The organism is Nocardioides potassii (assembly GCF_021648885.1).
Classification (GTDB): domain Bacteria; phylum Actinomycetota; class Actinomycetes; order Propionibacteriales; family Nocardioidaceae; genus Nocardioides; species Nocardioides potassii.
Genome location: NZ_JAKJHZ010000005.1, coordinates 34299 through 55101 on the forward strand (window position 1 = coordinate 34299; position 20803 = coordinate 55101).

At 70.6% G+C, this 20803-nt stretch carries 13 protein-coding genes; 10 read left to right on the plus strand and 3 right to left on the minus strand.

Annotation, left to right across the window (positions count from 1 at the left end; all coding sequences use genetic code 11):
• Positions 1-90 precede the first annotated feature (90 nt).
• Positions 91-1509 (plus strand): amidase family protein, encoded by a 1419-nt coding sequence (locus L2K70_RS04505; protein ID WP_236399637.1) that lies wholly within the window; start codon positions 91-93, stop codon positions 1507-1509.
• On the opposite strand, the gene L2K70_RS04510 is transcribed toward L2K70_RS04505, so the two are convergent.
• The 3 genes from L2K70_RS04510 to L2K70_RS04520 all read right to left on the minus strand — a co-directional run bounded on the left by L2K70_RS04510 (position 1506) and on the right by L2K70_RS04520 (position 3794).
• Positions 1506-2324: an alpha/beta fold hydrolase gene (locus tag L2K70_RS04510; protein ID WP_236399640.1), complete on the minus strand. Its 819-nt coding sequence runs from the start codon at positions 2322-2324 to the stop codon at positions 1506-1508. The genes L2K70_RS04505 and L2K70_RS04510 overlap by 4 nt on opposite strands.
• A 19-nt stretch (positions 2325-2343) precedes the next feature.
• Positions 2344-2928 (minus strand): DJ-1/PfpI family protein, encoded by a 585-nt coding sequence (locus tag L2K70_RS04515; protein ID WP_236399643.1) that lies wholly within the window; start codon positions 2926-2928, stop codon positions 2344-2346.
• A gap of 116 nt (positions 2929-3044) precedes the next feature.
• The gene (locus tag L2K70_RS04520; RefSeq protein ID WP_236399646.1) at positions 3045-3794 is read right to left on the minus strand and encodes a GntR family transcriptional regulator; all 750 of its coding nucleotides are present in this window, start codon (positions 3792-3794) and stop codon (positions 3045-3047) included.
• 292 nt (positions 3795-4086) lie between these two features.
• Between L2K70_RS04520 and L2K70_RS04525 the strand changes: the two genes are divergently transcribed.
• From L2K70_RS04525 to L2K70_RS04565, 9 genes are all read left to right on the plus strand, one after another.
• Entirely contained in the window at positions 4087-5358 is a 1272-nt protein-coding gene (locus L2K70_RS04525) for an iron-containing alcohol dehydrogenase (protein WP_236399649.1), read from the plus strand.
• Positions 5359-5363: 5 nt separating this feature from the next.
• A complete protein-coding gene (locus L2K70_RS04530) occupies positions 5364-6830 on the plus strand; it encodes an NAD-dependent succinate-semialdehyde dehydrogenase (RefSeq protein WP_236399652.1) in 1467 nt (488 codons plus the stop codon).
• A gap of 156 nt (positions 6831-6986) precedes the next feature.
• The gene (locus L2K70_RS04535; RefSeq protein WP_236399654.1) at positions 6987-8351 is read left to right on the plus strand and encodes an extracellular solute-binding protein; all 1365 of its coding nucleotides are present in this window, start codon (positions 6987-6989) and stop codon (positions 8349-8351) included.
• 10 nt (positions 8352-8361) lie between these two features.
• Entirely contained in the window at positions 8362-9300 is a 939-nt protein-coding gene (locus L2K70_RS04540) for a carbohydrate ABC transporter permease (protein WP_236399657.1), read from the plus strand.
• Entirely contained in the window at positions 9300-10214 is a 915-nt protein-coding gene (locus tag L2K70_RS04545) for a carbohydrate ABC transporter permease (protein ID WP_236399660.1), read from the plus strand. The genes L2K70_RS04540 and L2K70_RS04545 overlap by 1 nt, the downstream gene beginning before the upstream one ends.
• Entirely contained in the window at positions 10214-11281 is a 1068-nt protein-coding gene (locus tag L2K70_RS04550) for an ABC transporter ATP-binding protein (protein WP_236399663.1), read from the plus strand. Before L2K70_RS04545 ends, L2K70_RS04550 begins: the two co-directional genes overlap by 1 nt.
• Positions 11281-12357 carry an ABC transporter ATP-binding protein gene (locus tag L2K70_RS04555; protein ID WP_236399666.1) on the plus strand — a complete coding sequence of 359 codons (1077 nt, stop codon included), beginning with the start codon at positions 11281-11283 and terminating at the stop codon, positions 12355-12357. The genes L2K70_RS04550 and L2K70_RS04555 overlap by 1 nt, the downstream gene beginning before the upstream one ends.
• 350 nt (positions 12358-12707) lie before the next feature.
• Positions 12708-13967, plus strand: coding sequence for an ROK family transcriptional regulator (locus L2K70_RS04560; RefSeq protein WP_236399669.1), 1260 nt, complete (start codon positions 12708-12710; stop codon positions 13965-13967).
• A gap of 210 nt (positions 13968-14177) precedes the next feature.
• On the plus strand, positions 14178-20603 hold the full coding sequence (locus L2K70_RS04565) for a ThuA domain-containing protein (RefSeq protein ID WP_236399672.1): 6426 nt from the start codon (positions 14178-14180) through the stop codon (positions 20601-20603).
• Positions 20604-20803 lie beyond the last annotated feature (200 nt).

Consider the following 20803-nt stretch of genomic DNA (forward strand, 5'->3'; position numbering starts at 1 on the left):
GGCAGCACCAAGCGACGCCTGGCGCGTGCGGGAGCCGGTCCTCCGGGACCGGCTCCTCGCATTCCTGCCCCTTCCACCACGAGGAGCTCGATGGACACCAGCAGCACGCCCGCCACCGCCCGGGACGAGGTCGAGGCGCTCCTGGCCCGCATGGACGTGGTCGAGCCGCTGGTCAACGCGGTGTGCACGGTCCACCCCGATGCGCTCGGGCAGGCCGACCGCCTCGACCGCGAGGCCGCCGAGGGTCGCTCGCGCGGCCCGCTCCACGGTCGCGCGGTGCTGGTCAAGGACAACGTCGATACCCACGACCTCCCCACCACCGCGGGCTCGCTGGCGTTGGCCGACGCCCCGCCACCCGCGCACGACGCGACGCTCGTCGCCCGCCTGCGCGAGGCAGGGATGGTCGTGCTCGGCAAGACCAACCTCTCGGAGTGGGCCAACATCCGTGACGAGGGCTCGGCGTCGGGGTGGAGCGCCTACGGCGGCCTGACCCGCAACCCCTACGCCCTCAACCGCTCGGCGGGCGGTTCGAGCTCGGGCAGCGGCGCGGCCGTGGCGGCCGGCCTGGCGTCGTACGCCATCGGCACCGAGACGGACGGTTCGATCACCTGCCCCGCCGCGTTCAACGGGTGCGTCGGCATCAAGCCCACCGTCGGCACCGTCCCCACCGAGGGGGTGGTGCCGATCTCCGCCTCGCAGGACTCGCCCGGTCCGATGGCCCGCACCGTCCGCGACGCGGCTGCGCTGCTGTCGGTCCTCGCCGGCGACGGTCGCGACCTCGCCTCGCACGCGGTGGAGGGCCGGCTCGCCGGCAAGCGGATCGGGGTGCCGCGTTCGACCTACTGGGGCTACTCGCCCCACGCCGACGCGGCGGCCGAGCGGGCGGTCGCGCTGCTCGCGGCCCAGGGAGCCGTGGTGGTCGACGCGACGGACCTGCCGGAGCTGGGTGAGGAGGTGTGGGACGACGAGCTCCTCGTCCTGCTGGCCGAGTTCCGCTCGGGCGTCGCGGACTACCTCGCGACGCGTTCGGGTGGCGTGCCGCGCACGCTGGACGAGCTCGTGCGCTTCAACCGCGAGCACGCCGGGACCGAGCTCGCGCACTTCGGCCAGTCGCTGTTCGAGAGGGCACTCGAGGGTCCTCGAGCCGGCGACGTGGCGCACCGCCAGGCACGTGCCCGCAGTGCGGAGGCCGCCCGCGCGGCCATCGACGGCGTGCTGCGCGAGCACGACCTCGACGCGCTCGTCACCCCGTCCTACGCACCGGCCAACCCGATCGACCTGGTCAACCCCGAGTCCTTTCCCGGGTCCTGCAGCGGTCCGACCGCGGTGGCGGGCTACCCGCTCCTGACCGTGCCCACCGAGCTCGCGGCGGGCCTGCCGGTGGCCGTCTCGTTCTGGGGCACTGCCGGGTCCGAGGCGACGCTGGTCGAGGTCGCCCACGGCTACGAGGTGGCTCGGGACGCCACGACCGGTCCGCTGCCGGAGCCGACGTACGAACCCTTCGTCTAGCGCGCGGTGCGGGCGAGGAACTCCGCCACGACCTGCCGGAACTCCGCGGGATGCTCGACGAAGGGGGCGTGCCCGCACCGGCCCAGCACGTGGAGGCGGACGTCGGGGAGCAGGTCGAGCAGGGGGAGGGCCGCGGTCCGCAGCGGGGTGACCCGGTCCTGGGCGCCGTGGACGAGCAGCACCGGTGCGATGACGGCCTCGACCGTGGCGGGGGAGAGGGTCAGGTCGTCGGACCAGCGCTCGCGCGGCGGCGGGAAGAGGACGTCGTACGACGCCGCGCCGGCCTCCATGGCCTCCGCGCGGGCCGCGACGGCGGACGCGGTGACGAGGGACTGGTCGTGGAAGAGGCGGCTGAGCATGTCGCGCGCGCCCGCGGTGCCGGGCTCGGCACCCCAGAGGGCGTCGAGGTCCTCGGACAGGGGTGCGCCCGGTGCGCCCATCGACGAGACGCCGACGACCGCGGTGACGTGTGCTGGACGGGTGGCGGCCAGGGACATCGCCACGGCACCGCCCATCGAGTGGCCGACCACCGCGTAGGTGTCGATCCCGAGCGCTTCCATGAGGGCGGCTGCCTGGTCGGTCCAGGTGCGCAGGCCGCCGTTGGACCCGGGCGGCAGGGGAGTACGGCCGAAGCCGGCCTGGTCGGGTGCGATCACCCGATGGGTGCCGGCGTGTGCATCTGCAGTCGCCAGCCAGGCTCCGGACCCGGTGGTGCCGGGTCCGGAGCCGTGGAGGAGGAGCACCGCCGGGCCGTCCCCGAGGTCGAGGAGGTGGACGGGTGAGTCGTGGACGTCGAGCGTCCGTGAGGCGCTCACCCGTGCCCGGCGGAGCCGCTCATGCGGACTTCGCCTCGGTGACGTCGCCGGCGACGGACTCGGAGAACAGCTTCATCATCGCCCGGCCGAACCACGGCATGTCGGGCCAGCCGCGGCACGAGACCAGGTTTCCGTCGACGACGTCGGGAGCGTCGATGACCGTCGCCCCGGCGTTCTCCATGTCCCCCGTGATGGGAGGGAAGCAGGCGGTCTTGCGCCCCTTGAGCAGGCCGTAGACGGCCGGGACCTGCGCGCCGTGGCACACCAGGGCGATGGGCAGGTCCTTGGCGAAGAAGTGCTCGGTGATCCGTCGGACGTGGTCGTCGGTGCGGATCCACTCGGGCGCCCGGCCTCCGGGGATGATCAGGGCGTCGTAGAGGTCGACGTCGACCTCGGACCACGGCACGTCGACGGGCAGCTTGCGACCGTCCTTCTCGACGTAGGCGTCGCAGTTCGGGTCGAACTCGTGGATCACCAGCTGGATGTCGCGCAGGGTCTTGGACGAGACGTCGACGTCCCAGCCGCCCTCCTGGACGCGGTAGTAGGGGTACATCGTGTCGAGTTCCTCGGCGGCGTCGCCGGCCAGGAGCAGAGCTCTGGGCACCTGCGGTCTCCTTGCTGGGTGGGGCTGGGTCGGATGAGGGGTCCGATGGGATGACGGATCAAATCCGATCGGATCTGGTGTGACGAGGACAACAATCGCTGGTCGGACGGCATGCGTCAAGCATCGGTCTGGTCCTCTTGCGCCCGGTCGTCGTGGAAGAGCCGGCGGAAGCGGTCGCGCGACAGCAGGATGTGCTGCCGCATGGCGTAGGCCGCCGCATCGGGGTCGCGCGCGGCGATCGCCGCGAGGACGGCGTCGTGCTCGCCCATGGCCAGGAACGTGACCTCGTTGTCGTAGACGAGCCGGAACAGGTGGACGTGGGTGTGCAGCCGCGCGAGCGCCTCGCGCACGACCTGGTTGCCGGCGCTCGCGGCCACCAGGTCGTGGAACGCGGCGTCGCGGAGGCCGAACGCCCCGTACGACAGGTGGCCGTGGTTCTCCGCCAGCTCGGCCATCTCCTCGAGCATGCGTCGCAGCTCGGCCACCTGCTCGGCCGAGGCGCGTTCGGCCGCGTGCCGTGCAGCGGACGGCTCCAGCAGCAGGCGCAGCTCGACCATGTCCTCGAAGCGTTGCCGCGTGATCTGCGGCGGGATCCGATAGCCGGCGTTGGGGACCCGGACGACCAGCCCGTCGGCCTCCATCCGGTTGAGGGCGTCGCGGATCGGGGTCTGCGAGACCCCCATCTCGCGAGCCAGGGCGTCGATCGTGACCCGTGAGTCCGGGACGATCCGCAGCGACATCAGCTGCGCGAGCAGCTTGCCGTAGACCTCCTCGGCCAGTCGGCCGGTGTGCCGGGTCGGCGGTGCCGCCCTGCCGTCCCGGGCGCCCGGGCCGGGTGGTTGCCACGCCTTCACTACGCCGTCCACGGGCGGATCCCTTCGTCGAGCATCGGTGGTGCCGGGTGTGTCGGGGGGTGTGTGCCGGGGGTGTGTGCGGGCGGGCGGGGGCAACGCCTGGTGATGCGTCTGTCGTGCTTCGGTGGTTCGTCGCAACGACCTACCACGGATGTCATGCCGCGGGAAGAGTCCCGGTGTGTCGGTTGACACACACCGTAGTGCTCCCTCATGCTCTCGCCAATCAGATCGTATAGGAAACGGCTCGCGGTGTCGGGTGGTGGCCATCCGATCGTCTCGCATCACCGACCTCTTCGGAGCCCACATGAGCATGCTCGGAGTCCTGCGCGGACCACGTCAGGTGCTGTTCGGCGCCGGCCAGCGCCGCGCCCTGGGACCGGTCGTCGCGGCCCTCGGTTCGCGCGCACTGGTCTGTACCGATGCGCGGTTCGGCGCGACCCCCGAGTTCGCCGAGCTGGTCCGGCTGATCGAGGAGGCAGGTGTCGAGGTGACGACGTACACCGAGGTCGAGCCCGACGTGCCCGTCCACCAGGTCGGCGAGTGCGCCGCGCTGGCCCGCGAGACCTCGCCCGACGTCGTCGTCGGCATGGGTGGTGGCAGCTGCCTGGACCTCGCGAAGGCGGTGGCGGTGGTCCTGGCCCACGGAGGCCAGCCGTCCGACTACTACGGCGAGTTCCGCGTGCCGGGCCCGGTCGTGCCGGTCGTGGCCGTCCCGACCACCGCCGGGACCGGGTCCGAGGTCACGCCGGTCGCGGTGCTGACCGATCCCGCGCGGGTGAGCAAGGTCGGGATCTCCAGCCCGCACCTCATCCCGCACACGGCCATCTGCGACCCCGAGCTCACCCGGGGCTGCCCGCCGCCGCTCACCGCGAGCGCGGGTGCCGACGCCCTCTCCCACGTGATCGAGGCCTTCACGGCCGTGCGACGCCCCGTCGCCGCCGAGCTGGCGGCCGAGCGGGTGTTCGTCGGCAAGAACGAGCTCACCGACACCTACGCGCTCCTGGGTATCGGGCTCATCGCGGGCAGCCTGGAGCGGGCGTGGTCCGACCCGGACGACACCACCGCCCGGGAGGCGATGATGCTCGGCGCCACCGCCGGCGGCTTCGCCCTCGGCACCGCCGGCACGGCCGCGGCGCACGCGATCCAGTACCCCGTCGGGGCGCTGACGCACACCCCGCACGGACTCGGCGTCGGCGCGCTGCTGCCCTACGTCATGGAGTTCAACCGGCCCACCCGGGTCGCCGAGCTCGCCCAGGTCGCCCTCGCGATGGGCGCCTCCCGCGAGGCCTCCACGGAGGACCTGGCGGACGAGGCCATCGACCGCGTCGCCACGCTGCTGTCGTCGGTGGGCGTCCCCAGGACCCTCGCCGAGCTGGGGCTCCCGCACGACCAGCTGAGGTGGACCGCCGAGCAGGCCATCGGTGCCGAGCGTCTCGTCGCCAACAACCCGCGACGGCTCGACGTCGACGCGCTCGAGCACATCGTCCGTGCGGCGCACTCCGGTGACCGGGCCGCGCTCCGCGACTCGGGCACCGTGGCCGCCGCCGACCTCGCCGGGACGGGAGACCTGCGATGACGCTGATGGACTCCTCCCTCCGCCCGGTGATCGACACGATCCCCGTCCCGACCGAGCTGCTGGTGGGCGGCTCGTGGCGTCCGGCCGCCGGTGGCCGTCAGCTGGAGGTCCGCGACCCGGCCAACGACACGGTGCTGGCCACGGTCGCCGACGCCGATCCCACTGACGCCACGGCGGCCGTCGACGCGGCGGCCGCTGCCGCGTCCTCGTGGGCGGCCACCTCGCCCCGTTCGCGCGCCGAGGTCCTCATGCGGGCCTTCGAGCTGATGCACGAGCGCAGCGAGGAGCTCGCGCTCCTGATCAGCCTCGAGAACGGCAAGTCGCTCGCCGACGCCCGTTCGGAGGTGGGCTACGCCGCCGAGTTCTTCAGGTGGTACGCCGAGGAGGGCGTCCGGCTACGCGGGCAGCTCGGCACCTCGCCCAGCGGGGCCAACCGCCTGCTCGTCGGCTACCAGCCGGTCGGCGTGAGCGTGCTCATCACGCCGTGGAACTTCCCGGCCGCGATGGCCACGCGCAAGATCGGACCGGCACTCGCCGCGGGCTGCACCATGGTGCTCAAGCCGGCGGAGGAGACGCCGCTCACCGCGCTCGCCGTCGCCGCGATCCTCGAGGAGGCCGGTCTCCCCGCCGGTGTCGTCAACGTCGTCACGACGTCCGAGCCCGGACCGGTGGTCGAGACGATGCTGCGGGACCGCCGCACGAAGATGGTGTCGTTCACCGGCTCGACCGAGGTCGGCCGGATCCTCCTGCGCATCGCCGCCGACGGCGTGCTGAAGTGCGCGATGGAGCTCGGCGGCAACGCCCCGTTCGTCGTCCTCGGCGACGCCGACGTCGACGCGGCCCTCGAGGGCGCGATGGTCGCGAAGATGCGCAACGGGGGCCAGGCATGCACCGCGGCCAACCGCTTCTTCGTGCACGCCGACGTCCACGATGCGTTCGTCGACGGGCTCGTCCAGCGGATGGGAGCCATCGAGGTCGGCCCCGGCACCGACGAGTCCTACCAGTGCGGCCCCCTCATCAACGCTGCCGCCGTCGACAAGGTCGACTCGCTGGTGCGGGACGCCGTCGACCGCGGCGCACGCGTCCTCGTGGGCGGGCGTCCCGGCGACGGACCCGGCCACTTCTACCCGCCGACGGTGCTGGTCGACGTACCGCTGGAGGCGCGGATCCTCCACGAGGAGGTCTTCGGACCCGTGGCCCCGGTCGTCCGCATCGAGGACGAGGGTGACGTGCTCGGTCTCGTCAACGACACCGACTACGGCTTGGTCAGCTACCTCTACACCCGCGACCTCGCCCGTGGCCTCCGCCTGGCGGAGGGCATCGAGAGCGGGATGGTCGGCCTCAACCGCGGCCTGGTCTCCGACCCTGCCGCACCGTTCGGCGGCACCAAGCAGAGCGGCCTCGGACGTGAGGGCAGCACCGAGGGCCTCCTCGAGTTCATGGAGGCCCAGTACATCGCGACCTCCTGGTGAGACGTCGCCCCACAGCTCGGAACCACAGCTCGGACCCCAGCACCACCCATCGCAACAGCCCCGGATCCAAGGAAGCAGGACGACAACATGCGGTACGCACAACGAGTTCGACGAGCGCCCGGCCGGCCCCTTCGGCTGGCGACGGCAGCCGTGGTCATGGCCGCGGCGCTGGCCGCCTGCGGCGGCGGTGACGGCGACGGCGGAGGCGGCGGGGGTGGCACGGAGGCCGCCGGCCCCAAGGCGCCGGCCACCATCCCCGAGCTGACCGACGACCCGATCAACCTCAGCTTCGTCTGGTTCGAGTGGCCGCCGGCCCAGGCCCTGGAGGACTTCGCGAACGCGGAGTACACCAAGGAGCGCCCCAACGTGACCATCGAGGTCAACACGGTGCCCAACGCCAACTGGCACGACGCGATGTTCACCCAGTTCGCGGCGCGCCAGACCGACTTCGACATCGCGATCCTCGACTCGCAGCACATCGGTGAGGCCGTGACCAACGGCAACATCCTCGACATCACCGACTTCGTGAACGAGAACATCGACGTCGACGCCTACGACCCCTACCTGCTCGCCGCGTACGGCCAGTACCCGCAGGCCGAGACCGGCCAGCGCGACGAGAACGCCAGCCTCTACGGCCTGCCGCTCCTCGGCGACACCTGGACGATGATCTACCGCAAGGACCTCATCGGCGACGAGCCGCCGGAGACCTGGGACGAGATGATCTCCACCGCGCAGAAGTGCCAGGACGAGAACCCGGGCGTCAGCGGCCTGGCCTTCCACCAGGCCAACGGCTCCGACGCCGCCGCCGTCACCTACAACACCGTCAACGGTGTCTACGGCGGCAACCTGTGGGACTCGGAGGAGAAGAAGATCGAGGGCGTCATCAACGACGAGGCCGGCCAGAAGGCGATGGACGTCCTCGTCAACCAGATGAAGCCGCTCACCGCCAAGGGCTCGGGCAACTGGTTCATCGACGAGACCAACGCCGCCGTCGCCCAGGGCAAGGCGTGCATCGCCTTCCAGTGGATCGCCGCCGCCGGAGGCCTGCTCGACCCGGCGCAGTCGACGCTCGGCAAGACCCAGGACGAGATCCTCGACAAGCTCGGCTTCGCGACCCTGCCCACGCAGGACTCCGACGTCGTCCCGCTCGGCGGCATGGGGATGCACATCTCGGCCTACGCGTCGGAGGAGGACCAGGCGGAGGCGCTCAACTTCATGAAGTGGTTCGAGCAGGAGGACATCCAGAAGAAGTGGGCCGCCGCTGGTGGCGTGCCCGCACGCACCGACGCCATCCAGTCGCCGGAGTTCCTCGAGGCCGGTCCGTTCAACCAGGTGTACGCCGACTCGGTGGCCCGGATGCGTGACATGTGGAACGTCCCCGAGTACGCCAAGCTCATCGACATCGAGAACACCAACGTGAACGCGGCGCTCAACGGTGCCAAGGACCCGGAGCAGGCTCTCAACGACATCGCCGCGGAGCAGCAGAAGGTGCTCGACTCCGCCGGCGGCGGCGGGCTGTGAGCTGACTCCCATGACCACCACCACCGACCGCCCGGTGCAGGAGGCGTCCCAGACGCCTCCTGCACCGGGGGGTTCCCCCCGTCTGAGCGACCGCGGCCTGGCCGTGGCGTTCATCTCCCCGGCACTGCTGCTGCTGCTCGGGATGTCGGTGTTCCCGCTGCTGTGGGCGCTCTACCTGTCGTTCACCGACTACTCGGCGACGCGTGACGTGCCCGCCAACTTCATCGGGCTGCGCAACTACACCGACATCCTGACCTCCGACCAGGTCCGCATCCGCGCCCTGACCACGCTGATCTACGTGGTCGGCGCCGTCACCCTCCAGACGGTGCTGGGCTTCGCGATCGCCTACCTCATCTCCCGGCGCACGAAGGGCCGGGGAGCACTGACCACCCTGTTCCTGGTGCCGATGATGCTCTCGCCGGTGGTGGTCGGCCTGTTCTGGAAGTTCATGCTGGACGCGCAGTTCGGCGTCATCAACTCGATGCTCGGCTCGCTCGGGTTCGGGCAGGTGGAGTGGCTCACCCGGCAGCGGACGGCGCTGTTCTCGCTCATCGTGGTCGACACGTGGCAGTGGACGCCGTTCATCATGCTCATCGCACTGGCGGGCCTCACGGCCGTGCCGAACTACCTCTACGAGGCGGCGTCCATCGACCGTGCGTCGGAGTGGTTCCGGTTCCGGCACATCACCCTGCCGATGGTCTGGCCGCTGCTCCTGATCGCGGTCATGTTCCGCGCCATCGAGGCCTTCCGGCTGTTCGACCTCGTCTACATCCTCACCAGCGGAGGTCCTGGGGTCTCCACCGAGACGCTGTCCTTCCACGTCTACAAGGTCGCGTTCCTCGGCTTCAACACGGGGACCGCGTCGGCCTACGGGATCCTCATGGTCCTCGTGGTCATCGTCCTGGCGCAGTTCTACCTGCGCTACCTCAACAAGCTGAAGGAGGGCTGATGGCCATCTCCATCGACGAGGCGGTGCCCGCCCCGGCCCAGGCCGCCGAGGACGCACCTGCCGGGCGTCGCCGGGGCGGTACGGCCCGCCGGGTGATCGAGGTCGTCCTGCTCGTGGCCCTGGCCGTGGCGATGCTCTTCCCGGTGCTGTGGATGCTCGAGACCTCCATCAAGGAGAACCGTGACGTCTACGCCGTGCCGGCGAAGTTCTTCAACTTCGACTTCACGACGATCCACTACAAGGACGTGTTCGTCGGACGCGACGGAGGCCGCTCCGACCTGTCCGGGTCGTTCCTGAACTCGGTGATCGTCGCCGGTGCGTCCACCATCCTCGCCACCGTGCTCGGGGTCCCGGCGGCCTGGGCGTACTCGCGCTTCACGCTGAAGGCCAAGAAGGACCAGCTGTTCTTCATCCTCTCGACCCGCTTCATGCCGCCCGTGGTCGTGGTCATCCCGATCTTCCTGATGTACCGCGAGCTCGGCCTCATCGACAGCAAGCTCGGCCTCGTCCTGATCTACGCGGCGTTCAACGTGCCGTTCACGATCTGGATGATGAAGGGCTTCGTCGACGAGGTCCCGGCCGAGTACGAGGACGCCGCCATGCTCGACGGCTACACCCGGCTGCAGGCGTTCCGGAAGTTCACCCTGCCCCTGCTCGTGCCCGGCATCGCCGCGACCGCGGTGTTCGCCCTGATCTTCTCCTGGAACGAGTTCGTGTTCGCCATCTTCCTCACCTCCAGCCAGGAGGTCCGTACGGCACCTCCCGCCATCGCCGGGCTCATCGGTGGCACCACCGTGGACTGGGGCCTCGTCGCCGCCTCCGCCGTGGTCTTCGCGCTCCCGGTCCTCGTCTTCGCCTTCCTCGTGCGCAAGCACCTGGTGGCGGGCGTGACCCTCGGGGCGGTGCGTCGCTGATGGCCGGCATCGAGGTCACGAACCTCCACAAGCGCTACCCCGACGGCACCGTCGCGGTGGAGCAGGTGGACCTGTCCATCAAGGAGGGCGAGCTCTTCGTGATGCTCGGCCCGTCCGGGTGCGGCAAGACCACCACGCTGCGCGCGATGGCCGGGCTGGAGCGGCAGACGAGCGGGGACATCCGCATCGGGACGACGCTGGTCAACGACCTGCCACCGGCGGAGCGCGACATCGCGATGGTCTTCCAGTTCTACGCGCTCTACCCGCACCTCAGGACCCGCGACAACCTGGCCTTCCCGCTGCGTGCCGAGGGGCTGCCGGAGAAGGAGGTGCGCGAACGGGTCGCGGAGGCGTCCCGGATGATGCAGCTCGACGCCCTCCTCGACCGGCGGCCGCACCGGCTGTCGGGGGGTGAGCAGCAGCGCGTCGCACTGGCGCGCGCCCTCGTCCGTCGGCCGCAGGCCTTCTTGATGGACGAGCCGCTGACCAACCTGGACGCCGAGCTGCGCGCCGACACCCGCACGGAGATCAAGCACCTGCAGGCCCAGCTCGGCACGACGATGGTCTACGTCACGCACGACCAGGTCGAGGCGATGTCGCTCGGGCACCGGATCGCGATCCTCAACAAGGGCCGCGTCGAGCAGGTCGGGACCCCGCTGGAGGTCTACGACCGGCCGGCCAGCCTCTTCTGCGCCTCCTTCATCGGCTCCCCGCCGATGAACCTCATCGAGGTGGAGGTCTCCGAGGGCGCCCTGCGCGGACCCGGAGGACTCGTGCTGCCACCGCCGCCCGGGCTGCCACGCGACCGCACCCTGGTCGCCGGGGTCCGCCCCGAGGCGCTCGAGGTGACCAACGCCGGCACCGAGGGCTCGGTGGCCGCTCGGGTCGTCTCCGCCGAGGCGCTCGGCGACGAGATCATCTACGTCCTGGACCACGGTGGTGGGCGCGACCTGCGCGTGCGGATGCCACCGACGGCCCGCTTCGCCACCGACGACTCGGTGGGGCTGCGCCACGCCGGCGGGACCCCGCCGGTCTACGACCTGAGCACGGAAGAGCTGGTGGCCTGATGGGAACCGTCGCAGCGCACGGGTTGCGCAAGTCCTTCGGCGAGGTCCAGGCGCTGGACGGCGTCACGCTCGACGTGCCGGACGGGTCGTTCTACGTCGTGCTCGGTCCCTCGGGTGCCGGCAAGACGACCACGCTGCGCGCCATCGCCGGGCTGGAGCAGCTCGACGAGGGCTCGGTGCACCTCGACGGCCGGGACGCGACGGCGGACACACCGGCCGCGCGCGACCTGGCCATGGTGTTCCAGAGCTACGCGCTCTACCCGCGCAAGACTGCCTACGAGAACATCGCCTCGCCGCTCCGGGCGCGCCGCGCCTCCTCGACGGAGATCTCGGAGGCCGTCACCAAGGTGTCCGGCCTCCTGCACATCGAGCGCCTGCTGCAGCGTCGCCCGGCGCAGATGTCGGGCGGTGAGATGCAGCGCGTCGCCCTCGCGCGAGCGCTGGTCAGGCGACCGCGGGCGTTCCTGATGGACGAGCCGCTCACCAACCTCGACCTCAAGCTCCGGGTGGAGATGCGCACGGAGCTGACCCGCATCCACCGCAGCCTGGGCGGCACGTTCGTCTACGTGACCAACGACCAGGTGGAGGCATTGTCCATGGCGGATCGTGTCGCGGTCCTGCGCGAGGGCAAGGTGCAGCAGGTCGGCACGCCCACGGAGGTCTACGAGCGGCCCGCCAACCAGTGGGTCGCCGGCTTCGTCGGCAGCCCGAGGATCAGCCTGCTCGCGTGTCGGGCCGAGGGCGACCGGCTGGTGGGGGAGCAGGGCTGGACCCTGCCCCGTCCGCGGTGGACGACCGCGAGGGACGGCCACCCGCTCATGCTCGGGTTGCGCGCCGAGGACCTCTCCGTCGAGACGCGGAGCGAGGCATCCCTCCCGGGGGAGCTCTACGGCCTCGAGCCCCTGGGCGACCGCACCGTGGTCGACGTGAAGGTGGGCGAGGAGATGGTGAAGGTCAAGGCCCGTCCCGCGGTCTCCGGCACGCCCGGGGAGCGCCTGTCGGTGGCCGTGGACCTCGACCGCGCCCATCTGTTCGACGCCGAGACGGGACTGGCGCTCTCCGCTCCCGGACGGTGATCTCCCGGCAGCCGGCCCCCTGGTCCGGCGTGCGCTCCAGCGCGCGCCGGGCCGTGCCGCGCGCGATCGGACACGATTCGGACGCCCGATTCGCAACCTATGCGGCGCCTGTGATATTGCGTGCGCGAGGCTGGTGCGGCATGTCCCCAGATTTCGGATAGGAAATCCCGTTCGGATGCTTGCGCACCAGTCGCCAGTGGCTTAGTTTGAGCGACGCCCCAACAAAACGTGATCGCCGTCACAGGACGGCGAGACCCTCGGCCTTCGGATCGTCGCACGCCTGCCGGCAACCGGCACGGTGTCGTCGCTCCTGCCTGCCACAGCCCCATCCCGTGCGGAGAGGAGTGACCATGTCGAACCCCGTCGTGAGCCCGGGCCTGATGACGCCCGACCACCGCATCGCGCACCCCGACGTCCGACGCTCGAACCTCGGCCTCGTCCTCCGCCACCTGCGCGACCACGGCCCGCGCTCGCGTGCCGCGCTCGCCACGGAGCTGGGGATGACGCGCTCGACCATCTCGACGCTGGTCAGCGAGCTCCTCGAGCGCGGCCTGGTCTCCGACGGCCAGCTCGTCCAGAGCGGCATCGGACGCCCCAGCATCACCGTCGAGCTCGACGGGCGGACGGTGGCCGGCATCGGGGCGGAGGTCAACGTCAACCACGTCTCGACGATGGCGACGGACCTGCGCGGTGACGTGCTCGAGGAGAACCGGGTGCCCCTCGACGCGCGGTCGATGGACGCCGAGAGCGTGCTGATGTGCCTCGCGGACCTCGTACGGACGACGGTCGCGCGGCTCGAGCGGCGCGGAGCCACCGTCGCGGGCATGACGGTCGGGGTGGCCGGGCTCTACGACCAGACCCGCGACGTGCTGACCCACGGCCCCAACCTGGGCTGGTACGACGTCCCGGTGGGGGAGCTGCTGCGGCGCGAGCTCGGGACGGCGTACCCGATCATGATCGACAACGAGGGCAACCTCGCCGCGGCCGCCGAGGCGACGCCGGGCGACCCGCTGCGACAGGACATCCTCGTGCTGCACGGCGAGGTCGGTGTCGGTGGCGGCATCGTCAGCGGTGGCCGGCTGCTGCGCGGCAGCCACGGCTACGCCGGCGAGTTCGGGCACATGATCGTGGAGGAGGACGGCCGCGAGTGCGGCTGTGGCCGCCACGGGTGCTGGGAGACGGTCATCGGGCTCGGAGCGGTGCTCGAGGGAGCCGCCGACGCCGATGACGCCGTCCGGGCGCCGGCAATGGCCCTCGACGACCGGCTCGCCGAGCTCAACCGGCGCGCGGACCTCGGCGACGAGCGCACCCTGGCGTCCCTCGACGCCGCCGGGGCCTGGATCGGGACCGGCGTCGCGATCCTCGCCAACGCGCTCAACCCCGCGGCCGTGGTCCTCACCGGCTACTACGCCGCGGTCGGTCACCACATGCGACCCGCGATCGAGCGTGGACTGCGCGCAGGAGTGCTGGCGCCCGACGCCGGCGGCACCCGCGTCGAGCTGTCCAGCCTCGGCTTCCGCGCCGCCGTGCGGGGCGGGGCCACCGCCGCGCTCGAGCCCGTGTTCACCGACCCCACCCTCGTCGCCCGCACGATGCCGACGAGCGCCTGACGACCAGCAACGACAGGCCAGCACCACCACCGACCAGCACCACCACCGACCAGCACCACCGACCAGCAGCACCGAGCACGACGCAGCACCACGAAGTCACCAACCCGTACCACCAGCAGAACCAGCAACACCTGCACCACAGAGGGCCGAACGCCCGGGGACCCGCCCCGGAACCGATGGAGCGCACATCCATCAAACGAAGGGACCGTGATGAACCGACTCATCACGCGGCCGGGGAGGCGCGCACGCGCCACCCTCGGCTCGACCATGGCCATGCTCGTGGCGCTGCCCCTGGGCGCGGCACTGGGCATGGCACCCGCCGTGGCGGCGCCGGAGGCACCGGCCCCGGCAGCCAGCTCGACCAGCTCGACCACTGACAAGACCGGCTCGACCGACACCTCGTCCACGCTCGGCGAGGCCGTGCCGTGGACCGACGAGCGTGCGAACAAGGCCGCTGCCGCGGCCGCCGCAGCGGAGTCGTTCGACGCCCTCGTGTTCTCCAAGACCGCCGCCTTCCGGCACGCGAACATCCCCGACGCCATCGCCGCCATCCAGAAGCTCGGCGCCGACAACAACTTCACCGTCACCGCCACCGAGGACGCCACTGTCTTCACCGAGGCCAACCTCGCGCAGTACGAGGTCGTGATCTTCCTCTCCACCACCGGCGACGTGCTCAACCCGACGCAGCAGACCGCCTTCGAGAACTACATCAAGGGCGGTGGCGGCTACGCCGGCATCCACGCGGCCTCGGACACCGAGTACGACTGGCCGTGGTACGGCAACCTCGTCGGTGCCTACTTCAACAACCACCCCAACGGCACGCCGACCGCGACCGTCAAGGTGGAGGACCCGGCCCACGCCTCGACCGCGGGCATCACCGCCCGCTGGCAGCGCACCGACGAGTGGTACAACTTCCGCGGCACCAGCACCGACCTCCGCAAGAAGGTCCACGTCCTGGCGTCCATGGACGAGACCTCCTACGCCCCGGGGACCGGTGCCATGGGTGCCGAGCACCCGATCGCCTGGTGCCAGGACTACCAGGGTGGCCGCAGCTGGTACACCGGGATGGGCCACACCTCGGAGTCCTTCGTGGACCCGACGTTCCTGACCCACATCCTCGGCGGCATCCAGACCGCCGCCGGTGTGGTGCCGTCGGACTGCAAGGCGACCCTCGAGCCCAGCTTCCAGAAGGTGGCCCTCGACGAGAACACCTCCAGCCTGATGGAGCTGGCCGTGGCCGAGGACGGTCGTGTCTTCTACATCGAGCGCAACGGAGAGGTGCGCATCATCCTGCCCAACGGCAACGTCGTCGTCGCGGGCACCATCCCGGTCTACACGGGTCAGGAGTTCGGCCTGCTCGGCATCGCGCTCGACCCGGACTTCGCGACCAACAACTGGGTCTACCTCTACCACTCGCCGCCGGGTGAGTCGCTCGACCGCATCAGCCGGTTCACCATGTCCGGCAACACCCTCCAGACCGCCTCGGCCGTCAAGATCCTCGACGTGCCCACGCAGCGCAACGAGTGCTGCCACGCGGGTGGGGCGATGGAGTTCGACAACACCGGCAACCTCTACCTGACCGTCGGCGACAACACCAACCCGTTCGCCTCCGACGGCTACAACCCGATCGACGAGCGCGCGGGCCGCGAGGCCTGGGACGCCCAGCGCACCTCGGGCAACACCAACACGCTCAACGGCAAGGTGCTCCGCATCAAGCCGCTCGCTGCGGGTGGCTACTCCATCCCGGCCGGCAACCTCTTCGACGAGGCTCAGGACACCAACAACAAGACGCGTCCCGAGATCTACGCCATGGGCTTCCGGAACCCGTTCCGGATGGGTCTCGACGTGCAGAACAACAAGATGCTCGTCGCCGACTACGGCCCGGACGCCACGTCGACCAGCGCCACCCGCGGCCCCAACGGCATCGTGGAGTGGAACATCCTGGACCAGCCCGGCAACTACGGGTGGCCCTACTGCATCGGTGACAACAAGGCGTTCGGCGACTACAACTTCGCCAACAGCACCGCCGGCGCCAAGTTCGACTGCGCCGCGCCGGTCAACGACTCGCCCAACAACACGGGTCTGACCAACCTCCCGGCCGCCAAGCCGGCTGTGATCTGGCAGAGCAACAACGCGTCCAGCACGAGCACCCCGGAGATCGGCGCCAGCGGTGCCCCGATGACGTCGGGCACCTACGCCTACGACAAGGACCTGGTCTCCGACCGCAAGTGGCCCGCCTACTTCGACCGCAAGGCGATCTGGGCCGACTGGAACAACAGCCGCCTGTTCACCGTCCAGATGAACCAGAACGGCACCAACTACACCGACATCAACCGGTTCCTGCCCTCGCTGGCGATGAAGCGTCCGCACGCGCTGCAGTTCGGCCCGGACGGTGCCCTCTACATGATCGAGTGGGGCAGCGGCTTCAACGGCAACAACACCGACTCGGGCATCTACCGCATCGACTACGTCGAGGGCAGCCGCGCCCCCGTCGCCCGGGCCACCACGGACAAGACGTCGGGCGGGGTCCCGCTCACCGTCGCGTTCGACGGCACGACCTCCTTCGACGGTGACACCGGCACCAACACCGGCCTCACCTACGCGTGGGACTTCAACGGCGACGGCACGACCGACTCGACCAACGCCACCGCCAGCTACACCTACACCGCGGCGGGCACCTACAGCGCCCGTCTGACCGTCACCGCGACCAACGGCCGCACCGCGACCACCACCCTCAGCATCACCGCGGGCAACACGGCGCCGACGGTGAAGCTCGTCCTGCCCAAGAACGGCGGGTTCTTCGAGTTCGGCGACACGGTGAAGTACGAGGTCCAGGTCACCGACCCCGAGGACACCACGATCGACTGCAGCAAGGTCGTCGTCACGCCCGGGCTCGGTCACGACCAGCACGCCCACGACTACGAGCAGTACACGGGCTGCACCGGCTCCTTCCCGCTCCCCGGTGACAGTGGCCACTCCGGCGCCAACATCTTCGGCGTCATCAAGGCCACCTACACCGACAACGCGGTCGGCAACGCCGGCGCACTCACGGGCGTCGACGGGATCGTCCTCCACACGAAGAAGAAGGAGGCCGAGTTCTTCGACACGACCGGTCGCACCGGCGGCAACACCACCGGCACGGCGGGCGTGACCACGCAGACCACGACCGACACCGGCGGCGGCCAGAACGTCACCGGCGTCGAGACCGGCGACTGGTTCGCCTGGGACGTGATGAACCTGACCAACATCAACGGCGTCACCATGCGGGCGGCCTCCACCACGGCCGGCGCGACGTTCGAGGTGCGCCAGGGATCACCGACCGGCACCGCGATCGGCACCCTGAGCATCCCCAACACCGGTGGTGCCCAGACCTACCAGGACGTGTCCACCACGTTCACCGGCGCGACCACGACGAGCCTCCCGCTCTACTTCGTGGCCACGACCGGCGGTGCCAACGTCAACTGGCTGCAGTTCAACGGCAAGGGCGTCACGGACAACCAGCCGCCCGTCGTCACGGTCACCGCGAGCAAGACCAGCGGCGCCGCGCCGCTGCCGGTGGACTTCACCAGCACGGTGTCCGACCCCGACAACGACGTGCCGGTCACCTACGCGTGGACCTTCGGCGACGGCGGGACGGCCACCACGGCCAACCCGAGCCACACGTTCGCCGCTCCGGGCAAGTACACCGTCTCCCTGACGGTGACCGACGCCCGAGGCGCCAAGGCCACCCGCACCACGCAGGTCACCGTCACCTCGGCGAACACCTGCTTCAACGGTCGCTCCGACGACTTCGTCGGCAACGCGCTCGACACGACCAGGTGGGACAAGAGCGTCCGCGTCAACCAGTCGCTGACGGTCGCCGACGGGAGCCTCAACATCCCGTTGACCAACTCCGACATCTACCAGACGACCAACACGACGCCGAACATCGTCCTCCAGGACCTCCCGGCCGGCGCCTTCGAGGTCACCACCAAGGTCGACCTCACCGGAGCCAAGAGGGGCTACCAGCAGGGCGGCCTGATCATCTACGGCGACGACAACAACTACCTCAAGCTCGTCTACTCCGGTCGCTCGACCGCGACGGACGGCAGCAAGGCAGCCAACGTCATCCAGTTCGCCAAGGAGGTCAACGGCACCGCGTCGGAGTCCAACTCCACCAACCTCGGTGCGAGCTTCCCGGACGTCGTGTACCTGCGGATGACCAGTGCCAACGGCACCTCGGTCACGCCGACGTACAGCACCGACGGGGCCACCTGGTTGCCGATCACCACGTCGTCCGGCACCGCGCCGGCGCGTGACCTCACCGGCATCACGTCGCCGAAGGTCGGGCTCCTGGCCCTCGCCTCGACGGCGGCCGGTGCGGCGGACAACCTGGTCGCGAAGTTCGACTACTTCACCATCACGCCGGACGACAAGGCCACGCCCTGCAGCCCGCCGTGCGTCGTGGAGGACTTCAACGGGTCCGCGTTGGGCAACGACTGGAGCCTCGTGCGCCCCAGCGGCAACCTCACGGTGTCCAACGGCTCGGTGAAGATCCCGCTCGAGGCGACCGACCTCTACCAGACCACGAACACCGCGAGGGACCTGGTGCTGCGCACCCTGCCCTCGGGAGGCTTCGTGGCCACCACCAAGGTCACCGCACCGATCAACCGGTCCTACCAGTCGGCGGGCCTGCTGATCTACGGGGACGACGACAACTACCTCAAGCACGTCTTCCAGGGACGCAGCACCGACCCGAACGCGGCGTCCAACATCATCCAGACCGCGAAGGAGACGGCAGGAACGGCCGCGGAGACCAACACGGCCGCTCTCGGGGCTTCGTTCCCGAGCACGGTCTGGCTCCGGCTGACCAGCGAGGACGGCACGCAGGTCCTCGGCAGCTACAGCACCGACGGTGTGACGTGGACGAACATGTCTGCGGGCTACAGCCTGACCAGCATCACCAACCCGAAGATCGGGCTGCTGGCAGCCGCTAACACCGCCAACGGAGCCGGGATCACCGCGTCGTTCGACTTCTTCACGCTGGGCAAGGACGACACGTGCGTCCCCGGCGGAGGACCGACCGACACGGCGGCGCCGACGACGACGCTCACCATCCCGTCCGCGAACGCGGCCGGCTGGTACACCACGCGTCCGTCGTTCACGCTGGCGGCCACCGACGGTGAGGGCGGGTCGGGCGTCGCCTCGACCGAGTACCGCATCGCCGGCGGCGCCTGGACCCCCTACACCGCGGCGGTCTCCGTCCCGGGCGAGGGGACCCGCCTGATCGAGTACCGCTCCACGGACTCGGCAGGCAACGTCGAGGCGATCAAGTCGCAGTCGGTGAAGATCGACACGGTGGCACCCACGGCGACGCTCGCCATCCCCGCTGCCGGAGGCAGCGACGGTTGGTACACCGAGCGTCCGTCCTTCACCCTCACCGGCGCCGACGGCACGGACGGGTCGGGCATCGCCTCGATCGAGTACCGCATCGCGGGCGGCGACTGGATGCCGTACTCCCTCGCAACCCCGGTCACCGGGGAGGGTGCGCGTCTGGTCGAGTACCGGGCGAAGGACACCGCCGGCACCGTCGGGTCCGTCGCGTCGCGGACGGTGAACGTGGACACGGTCGCCCCGACCGTGAGCGCCAAGGTGGGAGGTGACCGGGCCAGGACCATCACCCTGACCGCCACCGACGCCACCTCGGGCGTGGCGAGCATCGAGTACCAGCTCGACGACGCCACCACCTGGACCACCTACACCTCGCCGGTCACGATCGACGAGCCCGGCACCCACGTCGTGCGCTACCGCGCCACCGATGTGGCGGGCCAGCGCGGCACGGGTGAGCTCGAGGTCGAGGTCTCCGAGCCCGGTGACCCGGTGGTGATCGAGAAGCCCTCGGTCTCCGTGGCCACGGTCCCGGCGGCGGCCAACGGTCGCAGCAACTGGTTCACGCGGTCGGTGGCGGTCGTCCTCACGGGCGCCGGCGGCGACGGCAAGCTCACCATCGAGCACCGCATCGGCAACGGTCCGTGGACGGCGTACACCGCGCCGTTCGAGGTCACCGCTGACGGGGTGACGCTGGTGCAGGCCAGGGCGACCGACGCGGCGGGCACGACCTCCCCGGTCGCGACGCTCACCGTGAAGATCGACACCGCGGCTCCGGAGGTCGCCGTCACCGGGATCTCCGAGGGCGACGAGCTCGACGCCTCGGCGGTGCGGACCGCAGTGGTCACGCCGTCGGACGCCGCCTCGGGTGTCGCCGAGCGGTCGGTCACGCTCGACGGCCGGGCCGTGGCCTCCCCGGTGAGCATCGACGCCATGTCGCTGCGCAGCGGGACCCACACCCTCGAGGTCGCGGTGCGCGACGAGGCGGGCAACCTGACGACGCGGACGATCACCTTCACGGTGGTCCCCACGTACGCCGGGAGCACCAGGCTCGTCAAGCGGCTCGACGACGAGGGCACGATCGGCCCGAAGCTCGCCAAGAAGCTCGTCAAGGAGCTGAAGGCGGCGGGCCGTGCCGACCGGAAGGGTCACGAGAAGCAGGCCCGCCAGGCCCTGCGCCGCTTCACCAAGCTCGTCCGAGGTATCGACGACGAGGCGGCCTCCGCCGCGCTGAAGAGCGTGGCGCGCACCCTCAAGGCCCAGCTCTAGCAGCCGGGCACGAGGAGAGGGGAGAAGAGAAAGAGACGTCCGCAGACGGTGGCTCGGCCACGTGACACCCAGGTGTCGCACCCGGTCGCTCACAGGTTCGGCCCTGTGAGCGGCCGGGGCCGGGTCCTCCGTCCGGGCGGGGTGGCGGCGCACGACGTCGTCCCCGCGGCCGGTGCCGGGACAGCGCGCTCCGTCCCGGC